The organism is Clavibacter michiganensis subsp. insidiosus (assembly GCF_002240565.1).
GTDB classification, from domain to species: domain Bacteria; phylum Actinomycetota; class Actinomycetes; order Actinomycetales; family Microbacteriaceae; genus Clavibacter; species Clavibacter insidiosus.
In genome coordinates this window covers 3,182,439-3,197,184 of the sequence record NZ_MZMO01000001.1, presented here as the reverse complement: position 1 = coordinate 3,197,184, position 14,746 = coordinate 3,182,439, and the positions used below count along the sequence as shown (strand labels likewise).

The following is a 14,746-nucleotide window of genomic DNA, read 5'->3' as shown; positions in this document are numbered from 1 at the left end:
AGCGGCGCGGCGCGATGAGCGGAGCAGCGCGTCAGCCGACCGGCGCCGTCAGCGGATCCGGTTCCCGTCGCGTCCGCCCCGCGTCCGTGGCCACCGCGAACCCCTCGCGCGCCCAGTACTCGAACCCGCCGATCAGCTCCTGCACGCGCGTGTAGCCGAGACTCGCCAGCGTGAGCGCGGCTCGTGTGCTGCCGTTGCAGCCGGGTCCCCAGCAGTAGACGACGACCCGTGCATCCCGGTCGGGCAGCTCGGCGGCGGCGCGTGTCGCGAGCTCCGCGCCGGGGATGTGGACGGCGCCGGGGATCCGCCCTTGCCGCCAGGACGCGTCCGAGCGCACGTCGACCACGAGCGGCGCGGCGCCGCCCGCCCGGTCGGCGGCGAGGTCGGCCGGGTCGGTCTCGTAGGTCAGCTTGGCGGCGAAGAAGTCGGTCGCGGAGAGGCTCGTGTGCATGCCTCCATCGAAGCGGCCGGGCACCGGGGCGAGGAAGGGGCGTCGCGCGGCATCGGGGCCGTCGCGCCGCGGATCGCCCGGTAGGTTCGGCCCAATCTCGACGAATCCGCCGCTGACCCTCGACGTCACCGACCACGCGATCATCGCCGAGCTGCAGGGCGACGGCCGGATGAGCGTCGCGCAGGTCGGCCGGGCCGTCTCGCTCTCGGCCAGCGCGACCGCCGAGCGCGTGCGTCGTCTCACCGAGGCGGGCATCATCACCGGTTACTCGATCACGGTGGATCCCGAGGCCCTCGGCTGGGCCGTCACCGCCTTCGTGCGCCTCGCGTACCCGTCGGGCGACTACCGGCCGTTCCACGCGCTGGTCGCCGAGGTGCCGGAGATCGTCGAGGCGCACCACGTCACGGGCGCCGACTGCTTCATCATCAAGGTCCACGCCCGCTCGATGCGCGACCTCGAGCGCATCACGGGCCGCCTCGCCGCCCTCGGCGGGATCACCACCCACGTCGTCTACTCGAGCCCGGTGCCGGGGCGGCACCACCACCCGCTGAGCCCCACCACCTCCGCCGCGATCTCCGCGACGCTCCGTCCGTCGGTGGCGACGCGGTGGACCGCGTCCGCCGCCCCCGCCTCCAGCCGCGGCGCCGCCGTCGCGCTCCGCTCGATCGCCTCCGCCAGGCCCGACCCGATCTCGCGGCCGGCGAGCCGAGCGGCCGCCGTGGCGTCGTCCGCCGTGAGCAGCACGCCGACCGCCTCGACCTCGCCGCCGAGCGCGGCCGTCAGCGCGTGCAGCTCGAGCACGCTGACCGTGTTCGTGTAGATCACGCGCGTCCAGCCTTCGTCGCGGTAGTTCCGCCACATCGCGGCGATGTTGCGCTCGGCCAGCGGGATCCCCTGCCGCCACGGCTCCGGTCGATCCACTCGTGCCGGTCGAGGGCGGCCACCTCCGCCCGAGGCGCCCAACGCACCTCGACGAGCTCGTCGTCGTCGAGCGACAGCTCGGCCGCGGGCAGCGCGCACCGGTAGGCGACCGTCACGTACGCGACGCGGTCGCCGTTCGGGTAGGTCGCCTCGAGCGCGGCGCCGCCGTACGCCCCGACGATCGCTCCGATCCCGGGCTCGACGCCGAGCTCCTCCCGCACCTCGCGCGCGAGCGCCTCCGCGGGATCCTCGCCGGGCTCGACCGCGCCGCCGACGAGGCTCCACCGGTCCGTGTCGCGCTGCCGCGCCAGCAGGAAGCGGTCGCCGTCCTGGATCACCGCGGTCACCGCGGGCAGGAGCAGCAGGTCGTGCCCGACGCGTGAGCGCAGGCGCCGGACGTGGTCGGATGCGGGCACCCCACGACGCTAGCGGCCGCCCGCCCGCCGCCCGCGTTGACACGTCCCCCGCGCCCCCGCGAGAATGGATCCGCGTTGCTCTTACAACGTTGTAACGGCTCGGATCCACCCGGCACCGCCGGCGTCGATCGGCCCCGCTCCCGATGAAGTGAAGGACCACTCCATGACCGACGCCCGCCCCGCGGCCGACGCCCGCACAGCACCCGACGCCCGCATCGCCATCGACCGCACCGCCGTCGTGGCCCCCGTCAACCGCCGCACCTTCGGCTCGTTCGTCGAGCACCTCGGCCGCTGCGTGTACGACGGCATCTACGAGCCCGGCCACCCCACGGCGAACGAGGACGGCTTCCGCCTCGACGTGGTCGACCTCGTCAAGGAGCTCGGCTCGAGCGCCATCCGCTACCCCGGCGGCAACTTCGTCTCCGGCTACCGCTGGGAGGACGGCGTCGGCCCGCGCGAGGACCGCCCGAAGCGCCTCGACCTCGCCTGGCACTCGCTCGAGACCAACGAGGTCGGCCTCGACGAGTTCGCGCGCTGGTGCGCGCTCACCGGCAGCGAGCTGATGATGGCCGTCAACCTCGGCACCCGCGGCGTCCTCGAGTCGCTCGACATCCTCGAGTACGCGAACCACCCGGGCGGCACCGCCCTCTCCGACCAGCGCATCGCCAACGGATCCCCGGAGCCGCACGGCGTCAAGATGTGGTGCCTCGGCAACGAGATGGACGGCCCGTGGCAGGTCGGCCACATGACCGCCGACGACTACGGCAAGCTCGCGAACCGCACCGCCGGCGCCATGAAGATGGTGGATCCCACGCTCGAGCTCGTCGCGTGCGGCAGCAGCGGATCCAGCATGCCGACCTTCGGCGAGTGGGAGCGCACCGTGCTCGAGCACGCGTACGACAACGTCGACTTCATCTCCGCGCATGCCTACTACCAGGAGCGCAAGGGCGACCTCGGCAGCTTCCTCGCCTCCTCGCTCGACATGGAGTACTTCATCCGCACGGTCGTCGCGTCGGCCGACCAGGTCAAGTACCGCCGCAAGAGCGACAAGACGATCAACATCTCGTTCGACGAGTGGAACGTCTGGTACCTCGACGAGCACCAGGAGTCCGGCGTGATCACGGAGGGCTGGCCCTACGCGCCGCACCTGCTCGAGGACGTCTACTCGGTCGCGGACGCGGTCGTGCTCGGCAACCTCATGATCACGCTGCTCAAGCACAGCGACCGCGTCACCTCCGCCAGCCTCGCGCAGCTCGTGAACGTGATCGCGCCGATCATGACGGAGACCGGCGGCGGCGCCTGGCGCCAGACCACGTTCTTCCCGTTCTCGGTCACGAGCCGGCTCGCGCAGGGCGAAGTGCTGAGGCCGCGCATCGACGTGGGCACGTACGAGACCGAGGTGCACGGCACCGCACCGCTCGTCGACTCCGTCGCGACCTTCGACGAGGCCACCGGCCGCGCCGCGGTCTTCCTCGTGAACCGCAGCCTGTCGGAGGCGCTCACCATCGAGGTCGACGTCGCCGGCCTCGCCGTCTCCGAGGTGCTCGAGGCCGTCGGGATCCACGACGAGGACGTCTACGCGAAGAACACCTTCGAGGACCGCGAGCGCGTGGGCCTCACGCCGAACGCGTCGGCGACGCTCGCCGACGGCACGCTCACGATCACCCTGCCGCCCGTGTCGTGGACGGCCGTGTCGCTCGGCTAGCCGCACCCCGTTCCCCCACGCGCCCGTCGCGCCGCACCCGCGGCCGGCGGGCGTCGTGCGCCGCGGATGAAGGTCCGAATTCTCCAGATGTGGGCTGAGGTGGCTGTAGTCCGCCGCGGATGGGAGGACCACGAAGCACACTAGGAGGATCGCCGGTCTGGCGAGGGCTCCTGCTTATGCTCTAGGAGCGGCGCTCCTTCACGGCGAGCTGCGGGAGGATCTGTCCCCAAGTGGTCGTCTGGATCCTTGCGCCGCCGTAGCCTGCGTCCTTCTCCACCCACGACTTTTTCCGTCTCACCTGAAGCGGATCGTCGCTGGTCAAGGGTACTGTCTATCAAGTGGAAACTGAAGGAGCATGGTGAGCGCAGAACTTACATCTGTCGAAATCTGCACAGGTGCCGGGGGGCAAGCGCTTGGACTTGAACAGGCTGGTTTCGTTCATGAAGCACTTGTTGAGATTGAGCACCCTGCGTGCCAAACGCTGCGCCTAAATCGGCCAGGCTGGAATGTGCTGGAGCGCGACTTGCTTAGTTGGTCTGGTGAGGATTATAAAGGGGTAGATCTGTTGGCGGGAGGTGTCCCCTGCCCACCGTTCTCGAAGGCCGGAAAGCAGCTCGGTGAAGAAGATGAACGTAATCTTTTCCCCAAGGCAATCGATCTCGTAGACGAAATTCGACCGAAAGCGGTAATGTTCGAGAACGTCCGCGGCTTGCTCGATTCTGTTTTTGATTCTTACAGAAGTGACGTTGAAGCACAGTTGAGGAAGCTGGGCTATTCCGGGAGTTGGAGATTGCTAAACGCTTCTAACTATGGGGTGTCTCAATTACGCCCGAGAGTAATCTTTACTGCGCTACGTAATGACTACGCCGATAACTTCGTGTGGCCTATCCCGAGTGAAGTAAAGCCATTGACTGTAGGAGAGCTACTTTACGATTTGATGGCTGCTGATGGTTGGGAGGGCGCCTCTGCCTGGGCGAGAGGCGCCAATGCAATCGCACCGACTCTGGTCGGGGGCTCGAAAAAGCATGGCGGCCCAGACTTGGGGCCGACCCGTGCCCGGGCTGCCTGGGCAGCACTTGGGGTTAATGGCAAATCTTTAGCCGATGAGGCGCCCCAGCCTGGCTTTGAAGGCATGCCACGCCTCACTGTCCGAATGGCAGCAAGAATTCAAGGGTTCCCTGACGACTGGGCACTGTTCGGAAGGAAGACTGCCGCATATAGGCAAGTCGGAAATGCGTTTCCACCGCCTGTTGCCGCTGCTGTCGGTCAAAGAATTAGTGATGCGCTGGCCACTCGACGTCTATTCGCTGTCGCATGACCGCGCAACTCCGAAGCTCTGCGGCTTTTGCCGAGGCCCGTCGTGGGTATCACGCTAGTCTGCTCTCCGGGACGACGTTGACTTTGAGTGAAGTCGGCGTGCCGAGTAATGCGGACAAGAATAACGCTACGAGCGTGAGGTATGCGAAGAGTATTGCTGCCCGTCTCCAGGTTGAAACAATCGCCGAGAGAAGCGCCGGACAGACATCTGGGAATGCCTTCGAGGCTGCGACGGCAGCGTTCTTGCAGGATACGTTTCCGCTTCTAGGTGCGCTCCGCCCGGGTGATTGGGAGATAAAAAAGGTCACCGGGAGGGGGGCTGCCGCTCAGGCTTCAATATTTGAACAATATGCGCATCTAGTAGACCTTGACGCCGCCGTAAGAGCTAATCCAAGTCTTCAAGCCGTACTGGGTAACGGATATGCCATTGCTCCAGATATCGTGATCTCACGCGCGCCCGTCGACGATTGGGAGATCAATGCATCTGGGGTGCTTGTCGATGAAACCGTCGCGCTGTACTCGCCTTTGCGGCGGCAAAATCAACCTAAACGGATCCTCCATGCCGTGGTATCTTGTAAATGGACAATTCGAAGCGACCGGGCTCAAAACGCTCGATCCGAAGCTCTGAATTTGATTCGAAACCGAAAAGGTCGCCTTCCTCACATAGCGGTAGTAACCGCGGAGCTACTCCCGTCGCGTATTGCGTCGGTTGCACTGGGAACCGGTGACATAGATTGTGTATACCACTTTGCGCTGCCTGAGTTGCTCCCAGCGGTCCAAGAGGAAGGGCACGGCGATTCCGTTGAATCGCTTTCCATGATGATCGAAGGTAAGCGATTGAAAGATATTTCGGATCTACCGCTTGATCTGGCCGTCTAGTACGACGACGACCTTGACTATTACCCTCTCTAAGGCTCTCCAAGCGGTCCGGATCCGTTACGAGCAAGTCTGCACGAAGAACACCATCGTGGAGCGAGGGTGCGGGTATCTGAAGCACATATTTTCGGCGTCGCTCGTGGGCGGCAGGCTCACCATCCCGTTGTTCGCCGTCCCTTTGCCGGCTGGGTCGCTCGGTTAGTCGCGTGCCGCTCCATTAGGCGGCCGTCGCGCCGCATCGGCGTCCGACGGGAGACGTATGGCGGGGGCGCGCCGACTGAGGATGACGGCCCTCGGGCATAGTTGCCGAGATGCGGCAGTTCGCTCGACGCGAGGCGCTCGCCGCGACGCAGATGAGAACGATTCTCTTCTAGGCTGGGCGGATGGATCCCCACGCGAACGCCCGCCCGTCTGTCGTCCGCGGCGGGCTGGCCGTCACCCTCGTCTCGGCGAGCGACCTCGCGGCCGCGTCGCGCGTCGCCGCTGCCGCGGTCGGCGCACCCGCGTCGGCACCGCCCGCCGTGGTCGAGGCGCCGGGCGGCGACAGCGGCGACCTCGGCGCGGACCTCGCCGACGGCCTCATCGCGGACGCCGACGACGGGCGCACCGGGCTCGCGGTCGTCGCGCTGGAGCCGGCCGCGGATCCGCTCGAGGTCGCGCTCGTGCTCGAGCACGTCGTCGAGGCGCGGCGCCCCGGATCCACGCCCATCGGCATCCTCGACGTGGTCGCGGTCTCCTCGGTCGCCGAGATCCGCGAGCTGCTGCTCGACCCGGGCGACGCCGACGCGACGCCGTTCGACGCGGCCGAGCGGCTGGCCGGGCGGCTCGAGTGCGCGAGCGTCGTGGTGCTCGACGACCTGGATCCCGACCGCCCCACGCCGGACGCCCGTCGAGCCGTCGCGCTGCTCGCGCACCTGGCCCCGGATGCTCGCGTCGTCGTCACGGCCGACCGGGCGTCGCTCGCGCCGGCGCCCCTGCGCATCGGCCGGGGTCGCGCACGAGGGCTCGCCGCGGGGATGGGGTGGCAGATCGCGCTCGCGGGCGAGGCCGGGCCGACGACCGCGGGCGGCATGGGCGTGCACGTGTTCCGTGACCCCCGCCCGTTCCACCCCGGCCGCCTGCACCGCGCCGTCGCGCACGACCTCGTGCCCGGCCCCGTCGGCCGGATCGTCCGCTCCCGCGGGCTCGTCCGCCTCGCGACGCGGCCCGCGACCGTCGGCGCGTGGGCGACCGCGGGCGACGTGCTGAGCCTCGACCCGACCGCGATGCGCAGCTGGGACGCCGACTCGCCCGCCGGGCAGGAGATCGCGTTCGTCGGCGAGCACCTCGACGGCGAATTGCTCGACCGGATCCTCGGCGCCTGCCTCCTGGAGCCCGCCGAGCTCATCGCGGGGCCGGACGCGTGGCACGGCTACGCGGATCCGTTCCCCGTCTGGGACACCGAGCACCGGCACTGACGCGGGACGTGCTGGCGTCCGTCGGGACGGAGCCCACGCGCCCACGCGCTCACGCGGGTGAGCGGAGCCGGGTGATCCGGGTGTCGCCGATCACGCACCGTGATGGCAGTGCGGGTCCTGTCCGGGGATCGGCCAGTCGGGTGCGACGCAGCCGTCGAAGTGCCCCGCGCGCGACGCGGCGGCCGTGGTGTCGACGCCGGCGGCGGCGTGCGCGGCCATCGGGCTGAGCACGAGGGGCGCGCTGAGCGCGCCGAGCGCGAGGGCGGAGCGTGCGGCGGTCGAGGGGCGGCGCGAGGTGGTCCTGGTCGTGGCCATGGTGCATCTCCTTGTTCTCGTGAGGGGCGGAGCGCGCCGCTGCGGACGTGCGCGAGCAGCCGTCGACGTCACGAGGTGACGAGCCCGCGGACGGCCCGGATCGGCGCGCGCGTCATCTGTGGAAGGACCCCGCGCGACCCGGCTGCGCCGCAGGCGCCTTGCCGATCCCGCAAGGAGTCGTGCGCCGGGCGACCCGACCCGCGAGGCTCGGTCCATGGACATCACCGAACGCATCGAAGGTCAGCAGGAGTGGGACGCGGTCGTCATCGGCGGCGGCGTCGCGGGATCGAGCGCCGCGCTCATGCTCGCGCGGGCTCGCCGCAGCGTGCTGGTCGTCGACGCGGGCCAGCCCCGCAACGCCGTCGCCGCGCACATGCACGGCGTGCTCGGCCACGACGGGAAGCCGCCGCGGCAGCTCGTCGCGGAGGGGCGCCGCGAGGTCGAGGGCTACGGCGGCGTCGTGCTCGACGGTCGGGTGGAGTCGGTCGCGGCGCTCGACCACCGGGTCGGCCCGCGCTTCCGCGTGAGCCTCGACGGCGGCGCCGAGGTCACGGCCCGCCGCGTGATCCTCGCGACCGGACTCGCCGACGTGCTGCCCGAGGTCCCCGGCCTCGCCGCGCACTGGGGCGCCGGCGTCGTCGTCTGCCCCTACTGCGACGGCTACGAGGTGCGCGACCGCCGCATCGGCGTGCTCGCGACCGGGCCCGGCAGCCTCCACCACGTGCAGATGCTGCGGCAGTGGTCGGCCGACGTCACGTTCCTCGTCGCGGGCGGGACGGCCGACGGGGCGCCGCTCGCGATCGACGAGGCGACGCGCGCCGGGATCGACGCGCGCGGGATCCGCGTGGAGGAGTCCGCGGTCGTCCGCGTGCTCGGCGAACGGGGCGCGCTGGAGGGCGTGGAGCTCGCCGACGGGCGGACGATCCCGCTCGACTCGCTCTTCACCATGCCCGGCATCGCGCCGCGCGACGCCGTCGCGCGCGAGCTGGGCGCCGCGACGGAGGACACCCCATGGGGCCCGTTCGTCGCCGCGGATCCGATGGGCCAGACGAGCGTCCCCGGTCTCCTCATCGCGGGCAACGCGTCGAGCGGATCGGCGAACGTGCCGGTGGCCATGGCCGCGGGCACCATGGCGGGCGCGATGGCGAACGCCGGGATGGTGACGGAGGACGTGGCGATCGCGGTGGCGGCGATGCCAGCGGGGGCCGTCGCCCGGTAGCGCTGAGTCGGATCCCGAAGTAAACTTGAGCCCGCACGACTCAAGTACGACCGAAGGGAACGCAGTGGCCAACATGCAGGGCGCACCCGCCACCGACGAGAACGCGAAGACCGCGCTCGAGCAGTACGGGGTGAACCTGACCGAGATCGCGAAGAGCGGCAAGCTCGACCCGGTCATCGGACGCGACGCGGAGATCCGGCGCATCAGCCAGGTGCTCACGCGGCGCACCAAGAACAACCCGGTGCTCATCGGCGAGCCCGGCGTCGGCAAGACCGCCGTGGTCGAGGGCCTCGCGCAGCGCATCGTCGCGGGCGACGTGGCCGACTCGCTCAAGGGCAAGCAGCTCGTCTCGCTGGATCTGGCGGCGCTCGTCGCGGGCGCGAAGTACCGCGGCGAGTTCGAGGAGCGGCTGAAGGCGGTGCTCAAGGAGATCGACGACGCCGACGGCGAGATCATCACGTTCGTCGACGAGCTGCACACGCTCATGGGCGCGGGCGGCGGCGAGGGATCCGTCGCGGCGTCCAACATGCTCAAGCCCATGCTCGCGCGCGGCGAGCTGCGCCTCATCGGCGCGACCACGCTCGACGAGTACCGCCAGTACATCGAGAAGGACGCCGCGCTCGAGCGCCGGTTCCAGCAGGTGTACGTCGGCGAGCCGAGCGTCGAGGACACCGTCGCGATCCTCCGCGGGCTCAAGGGCCGGTACGAGGCGCACCACCAGGTGCCCATCACGGACGCGGCGCTCGTCGCGGCCGCGTCCCTCTCCAACCGCTACATCCCCGCCCGCCAGCTGCCCGACAAGGCCATCGACCTCATCGATGAGGCGGCGTCGCGGCTGCGGATGGAGATCGACTCGTCGCCCGTCGAGATCGACGAGCTGCGGCGCGCGGTCGACCGCATGCGGCTCGAGGAGCTCGCGCTCAAGCGCGAGAAGGACGAGGCGTCGAAGGCCCGGCTGGCCAAGCTGCGCGAGGACGTCGCGGCGCGCGAGCGGACCCTGGGCGAGCTGCAGCGGCGCTGGGAGGCGGAGCGCGCGAGCGTCAACCGCGTCGGCAAGCTGAAGGACGAGCTGAACGAGCTGCGGATCCGCGCCGAGCGGGCCCAGCGCGAGGGGAACCTCGAGAAGGCGTCGCGCCTGCTCTACGGCGAGATCCCGGTGATCGAGCGCGAGGTCGCGCAGGCGGAGGCCGCCGAGTCGGTGCCGTCGGCCGAGGACCGCATGGTGAACGAGCAGGTGACCGCCGAGGACGTGGCGGCGGTCGTCGCGGCGTGGACGGGGATCCCCGTCGGCCGGCTGCTCCAGGGCGAGACCGAGAAGCTGCTGCACCTCGAGCAGGAGCTGGGCAAGCGGCTCATCGGCCAGAAGCAGGCGGTGCGGGCCGTCGCCGACGCGGTGCGCCGCACGCGCGCCGGCATCTCGGATCCCGACCGGCCCACCGGCTCCTTCCTCTTCCTCGGCCCCACGGGCGTCGGCAAGACGGAGCTCGCGAAGGCGCTCGCCGAGTTCCTGTTCGACGACGAGAAGGCGATGGTGCGCATCGACATGAGCGAGTACGGCGAGAAGTTCGCCGTCTCGCGCCTGGTGGGCGCGCCTCCCGGGTACGTCGGCTACGAGCAGGGCGGCCAGCTCACCGAGGCGGTGCGGCGCCGCCCCTACTCGGTGGTGCTGCTCGACGAGGTCGAGAAGGCGCACCCCGAGGTGTTCGACGTGCTGCTCCAGGTGCTCGACGACGGCCGGCTCACCGACGGCCAGGGCCGCACGGTCGACTTCCGCAACGTGATCCTCGTGCTCACCAGCAACCTCGGCTCGCAGTTCATCAGCGACGCCACCCTGCCGCTCGACCAGCGCGAGCAGGCCGTGCAGCAGCTCGTGCGCCAGACGTTCAAGCCGGAGTTCGTGAACCGGCTCGACGACATCGTGGTGTTCCAGACGCTGTCCATGGACGACCTGGCGCAGATCGTGGAGCTCTACATCGACCGGCTCGGCGTGCGGCTCGCGGATCGTCGGCTCTCGCTCGGCGTCACTCCGGACGCCCGCCGCTGGCTCGCCGAGCGCGGCCACGACCCGCTGTACGGAGCGCGTCCGCTGCGCCGGCTCATGCAGCGCGAGATCGACGACCGCCTCGCGCGCGAGCTGCTCGCGGGCGACATCCGCGACGGCGACGCGGTGCGGGTCGACCTGGCGTCGGACGGCGACGGCCTCACGGTCAGCCGCGCGTGGAGGGACGAGCCGGGGGATCCGGCGCCCGGCGCCTGAGCCCCGTGCGGCCCGTCGCGCGCCCCTCCCGGGCGCGCGGCGGGCCGTCGTCGTGTCCGGCCGGGATCAGACCGCCGTCACCCGCAGGATCGCGATCGACTCGGGCATCATCAGCGGCGCGTGCAGGCCGGATGCCGCGAGCGCGCGGCCGGTGAGCTCGACGCCGTCCCACCAGGCCGGCGCCGCGAAGCCCGGCTCGGGGGTGCCGACGCGCACGGGCTCCACGCGGTAGCGGCGCGCGGGATCGAGGCCCGGCAGCAGGACGCGGCCGCGCGGCGAGACCTCGGAGCGGCCGATCGACGCGAGGAAGAACAGCGCGCGCTCGGCGTCCTCCGCGACGGCGCCGTAGACCAGCAGCGTGGGGTCGCTCTCGTCCGCGCGCACGACCGTGCCCGTGTGCATCAGCGCGCGCTCCTCCTTGTAGAGGGCGATCCACGCCGCCAGGTCGGCGTTCTCCTCATCGGTGGCCTGCGCGAGGTCCCACTCGATGCCGAGGTGGCCGTACAGGGCGGAGCCCGCGCGGAACGCGAGCCGGTGGGCGCGGCCGGTGGTGTGGCTGACGCCCGAGGCGATGTGGGAGCCCATCAGCTCCGGCGGGAGGAGCTGCATGGTCCAGCGCATCATCGTCTGGCGGTCGAGCGGGTCGATGCAGTCGGAGACCCAGACGCGGTCGGTGCGCTCGAGCACGCCGAGGTCGACGCGGGATCCGCCCGACGAGCACGACTCGATCTCGAGCCCGGGGAAGCGCGCCTTCAGCTCGTCCATGAGGCGGTACGCGGCGAGCGTCTGCAGGTGCACGCCCGCCTCGCCGCGCGGGGACATGCCGGCATCCACCAGGTCGCGGTTGTGGTCCCACTTGATGTAGGCGATGTCGTTCTCGGACAGGATCGCGGTCATCCGCTCGAGCACGTACGCGTACGCCTCGGGGATCGCGAGGTCGAGCACCTGCTGGTCGCGGGCGCGCACGGGCAGGCGGCCGCCGGTGGCCATGATCCACTCGGGGTGGGCGCGCGCCAGGTCGCTGTCCTCGTTGACCATCTCGGGCTCGAACCAGACGCCGAACTCCATGCCGAGGCCCTGGACGTGGTCGATGATCGGGCCGAGGCCGTCCGGCCAGACGTCCTCGTCGACGTACCAGTCGCCGAGGCCGGCGTGGTCGTCGCGGCGGTGGCGGAACCAGCCGTCGTCGAGCACGTAGCGCTCGACGCCGAGCGCGGCGGCGCGATCCGCGAGGTCGGTCAGGCGGGCGAGGTCGTGGTCGAAGTAGACGGCCTCCCACACGTTGATCGTCATGGGCCGGTCGCGGCGCGGGTGCGTGTCCCGCGCGCGCAGGTGGCGGTGGAAGCGGGCGGCCTGGTCGTCGAGGCCGTCGCCGTACGCGGCGTAGACCCACGGGCTCGCGTAGGCCTCGCCCTGCGCCAGGCGCACCTCGCCGGGCAGCAGCAGCTCGCCGCCGCCGATCACCTGGCGGCCGGTGGAGAGGCGCTCGGCGTAGTGGCGGTGGTTGCCGCTGAACGCGACGTGCACGCCGCGGACGTCGCCGTGGCGGAAGCCGAAGCCGGGCGTGCCGACGGACAGCAGGGTGGCGGCGTCGGGTCCGGTGCGGCCCTTGCGGCCCTCGCGCTCGTGGATCCCGACCACGAGCTCGCGACGCTGCGGCGTGCGCTCCAGGCCCCAGCGCCCGGCGAAGTCGAGGATCTCGCGGGCCTCGGCGGGCAGCGGCAGCGCGAGCGTGACGCCGCCGACGGAGTAGGTCCCCTCGCCCGTGTTGGTGACCTCCGCGCGCGTTCGGACGAGGCCCGACGGCAGCAGCTCGACGTCGAGCGCGAGGCCGAGGCCCGCGACCTCGTCGACCGCGTCGACGTGCACGAGGGCGGGGCCGGCGGACACGGATCCCGGCCGACCGTCGACGCCCGCGGGCAGCGGGTCGCCGTCGACGGTGGCGGACGTGACGCGGAACAGCGGCGACCAGTCGGCGCCGTCGCGGTGGCCCTCGAGGCCGGGCTTGCCGGTCCACGACGTGTGGGACTCGGGGAGGATCGCGAGGCGGATCGGATCGTCGGCGACGCTGCCCGCGATCGGCTCGACGGCCGCGAGCGCCAGCGTCGCGAGGTCATCCTTGGCGGTCTCGCCGAGGTCCGCGCCCCAGTGCACGACGGCCGACAGGCGGCCCTCCGTGAGGTCGAGCACCAGGGAGACGCCGGACGCCCGGAGGTGGAGGAGGGCGGAGGGGGCGGCGGTGTCGGGCATGGGGGCTCCTCGCGTCGATGCGGGTGGGATGCCCCCATCCTCGCGGGTCGACGGGATGCGCGCGCCGAGGAGGCGCGCGTGCCGTCAGTCCAGGTCCTCGAGCCCCGGGACGACCGTGCCGTCCTGTCGGTCGGCGCTCACGCTGGTGCCCGACTGCGACTGACGGGCGCGGACGGTCAGCGCCCGGATCCGCTCGACGGCCTCCGGGTCGCGCAGCTCGTCCTCCGAGGGGCCGACGGGCTCCACCACGATCTGGCTGGCCGGGCCGATGAGGATCGCCACCGCGCCCACGCCGCCCTGGGGCAGCCAGACGGGGACCGTCACGGTCGCCGCGGCCATGCCCTCGCGCGCGAGCGCCTGCGCGCACTCGACGACGGCCCGGGCGATGTCGTCGCCCGTCAGGTAGCGCCCGTCGGCGTAGTGGATGGTGTGCACGCATCCAGTGAAGGCCACCCCACCCCCGCCGCCTAGGGGCTTGTCGGCAGCGGCCAGCGGGAGGAGGGTCCGCCGCGCGCACGGGCCAGGCGAGCGGCCCTCGGTACGCTCGGCGGATGACCTACGTCGCTCATCCCGATCGCTACTCGTCCATGCCGTACCGCCGCTCCGGCCGCAGCGGCCTCAAGCTCCCCGAGCTGTCGCTCGGCCTGTGGCACAACTTCGGCACCGCCCGCCCGATCGACACCCAGCGCGCCATCGTCCGCCGCGCGTTCGACCTCGGGATCACGCACTTCGACCTCGCCAACAACTACGGCCCGCCTCCCGGCAGCGCCGAGACCGCGTTCGGCCGGATCCTCGCCGAGGACCTCCGCCCGTACCGCGACGAGATCGTCATCTCCTCCAAGGCCGGCTACCTCATGTGGGACGGCCCCTACGGCGAGTGGGGCTCCCGGAAGTCGATGCTCGCGTCGCTCGACCAGAGCCTCGGCCGCATGGGCCTCGAGTACGTCGACGTCTTCTACTCGCACCGGCCGGATCCCGAGACGCCCATCGAGGAGACCATGGGCGCGCTCGCGACCGCGGTGCACCAGGGCAAGGCGCTCTACGCCGGCATCAGCAACTACTCGCCCGAGCAGACGGAGCGCGCGGTGGCGGCGCTCGCCGAGCACAGGGTGCCGCTGACCATCCACCAGCCGAGCTACTCCATGTTCAACCGGCACGTCGAGGGCGGGCTGCTGCCCGTGCTGGAGGAGGCGGGATCCGGCTGCATCGTGTTCTCGCCGCTCGCGCAGGGGCTGCTCACCGACCGGTACCTGTCGGGATCCATCCCCGCCGACTCGCGCGCCGCGACCAGCGGGTTCCTCGACGAGTCCGCGGTCTCGTCCGTCTACCTGGAGCGGGCGCGCGGCCTGCAGGCGGTGGCCGAGGGGCGCGGGCAGACGCTCGCGCAGCTCGCGCTGTCGTGGGTGCTGCGGCACCCCGGGATCACGAGCGCGCTCATCGGCGCGTCGAGCGTGGAGCAGCTGGAGCAGAACGTGGCCGCGGCCGGCGCCCCGGCGCTGACGGACGACGAGCTGGCGGTGATCGAGCCGTTCGCGGTCGACGGCACCGGGCGCTGATCCGCG

General features: G+C 71.1%; 13 protein-coding genes. 8 read left to right on the top strand and 5 right to left on the bottom strand.

The window, feature by feature from the left end; genetic code table 11:
• Positions 1 to 31: 31 nt before the first annotated feature.
• Complete coding sequence (locus B5P21_RS15385) at positions 32 to 451, bottom strand: rhodanese-like domain-containing protein (RefSeq protein ID WP_045526340.1); 420 nt, start codon at positions 449 to 451, stop codon at positions 32 to 34.
• On the opposite strand from B5P21_RS15385, the gene B5P21_RS17065 reads away from it, so the two are divergent.
• The gene (locus B5P21_RS17065) at positions 450 to 1,271 is read left to right on the top strand and encodes an Lrp/AsnC family transcriptional regulator (protein WP_172457204.1); all 822 of its coding nucleotides are present in this window, start codon (positions 450 to 452) and stop codon (positions 1,269 to 1,271) included. The two genes, B5P21_RS15385 and B5P21_RS17065, sit on opposite strands and share 2 nt — an antisense overlap.
• A gap of 1 nt (position 1,272) precedes the next feature.
• On the opposite strand, the gene B5P21_RS15375 is transcribed toward B5P21_RS17065, so the two are convergent.
• Positions 1,273 to 1,788, bottom strand: a complete 516-nt coding sequence (locus tag B5P21_RS15375) for an NUDIX domain-containing protein (protein ID WP_080939250.1) — start codon at positions 1,786 to 1,788, stop codon at positions 1,273 to 1,275.
• Between the two features lie 163 nt (positions 1,789 to 1,951).
• Here B5P21_RS15375 and arfA point away from each other — a divergent pair, with 163 nt between their 5' ends.
• From arfA to B5P21_RS15355, 4 genes are all read left to right on the top strand, one after another.
• Complete coding sequence (gene arfA, locus B5P21_RS15370; protein ID WP_045526342.1) at positions 1,952 to 3,493, top strand: arabinosylfuranosidase ArfA; 1,542 nt, start codon at positions 1,952 to 1,954, stop codon at positions 3,491 to 3,493.
• Between the two features lie 355 nt (positions 3,494 to 3,848).
• Positions 3,849 to 4,811 carry a DNA cytosine methyltransferase gene (locus B5P21_RS15365; RefSeq protein WP_080939251.1) on the top strand — a complete coding sequence of 321 codons (963 nt, stop codon included), beginning with the start codon at positions 3,849 to 3,851 and terminating at the stop codon, positions 4,809 to 4,811.
• A complete protein-coding gene (locus B5P21_RS15360) occupies positions 4,808 to 5,689 on the top strand; it encodes an NgoMIV family type II restriction endonuclease (RefSeq protein ID WP_094171358.1) in 882 nt (293 codons plus the stop codon). The genes B5P21_RS15365 and B5P21_RS15360 overlap by 4 nt, the downstream gene beginning before the upstream one ends.
• A gap of 380 nt (positions 5,690 to 6,069) precedes the next feature.
• A complete protein-coding gene (locus tag B5P21_RS15355) occupies positions 6,070 to 7,143 on the top strand; it encodes a GTP-binding protein (RefSeq protein ID WP_045526346.1) in 1,074 nt (357 codons plus the stop codon).
• 90 nt (positions 7,144 to 7,233) lie between these two features.
• Here B5P21_RS15355 and B5P21_RS15350 read toward each other — a convergent pair whose 3' ends face one another.
• Entirely contained in the window at positions 7,234 to 7,458 is a 225-nt protein-coding gene (locus B5P21_RS15350; RefSeq protein WP_045526348.1) for a hypothetical protein, read from the bottom strand.
• A gap of 214 nt (positions 7,459 to 7,672) precedes the next feature.
• On the opposite strand from B5P21_RS15350, the gene B5P21_RS15345 reads away from it, so the two are divergent.
• Positions 7,673 to 8,677: an NAD(P)/FAD-dependent oxidoreductase gene (locus B5P21_RS15345; RefSeq protein ID WP_045526349.1), complete on the top strand. Its 1,005-nt coding sequence runs from the start codon at positions 7,673 to 7,675 to the stop codon at positions 8,675 to 8,677.
• 64 nt (positions 8,678 to 8,741) lie between these two features.
• A complete protein-coding gene (locus tag B5P21_RS15340; RefSeq protein WP_080939252.1) occupies positions 8,742 to 10,934 on the top strand; it encodes an ATP-dependent Clp protease ATP-binding subunit in 2,193 nt (730 codons plus the stop codon).
• A gap of 66 nt (positions 10,935 to 11,000) precedes the next feature.
• On the opposite strand, the gene B5P21_RS15335 is transcribed toward B5P21_RS15340, so the two are convergent.
• Both B5P21_RS15335 and B5P21_RS15330 read right to left on the bottom strand, forming a co-directional pair.
• The gene (locus tag B5P21_RS15335; protein ID WP_094171357.1) at positions 11,001 to 13,184 is read right to left on the bottom strand and encodes an alpha-galactosidase; all 2,184 of its coding nucleotides are present in this window, start codon (positions 13,182 to 13,184) and stop codon (positions 11,001 to 11,003) included.
• Positions 13,185 to 13,268: 84 nt separating this feature from the next.
• Complete coding sequence (locus tag B5P21_RS15330) at positions 13,269 to 13,619, bottom strand: hypothetical protein (RefSeq protein WP_045526354.1); 351 nt, start codon at positions 13,617 to 13,619, stop codon at positions 13,269 to 13,271.
• Between the two features lie 116 nt (positions 13,620 to 13,735).
• Between B5P21_RS15330 and B5P21_RS15325 the strand changes: the two genes are divergently transcribed.
• Positions 13,736 to 14,740 (top strand): aldo/keto reductase, encoded by a 1,005-nt coding sequence (locus B5P21_RS15325; protein ID WP_045526355.1) that lies wholly within the window; start codon positions 13,736 to 13,738, stop codon positions 14,738 to 14,740.
• Positions 14,741 to 14,746 lie beyond the last annotated feature (6 nt).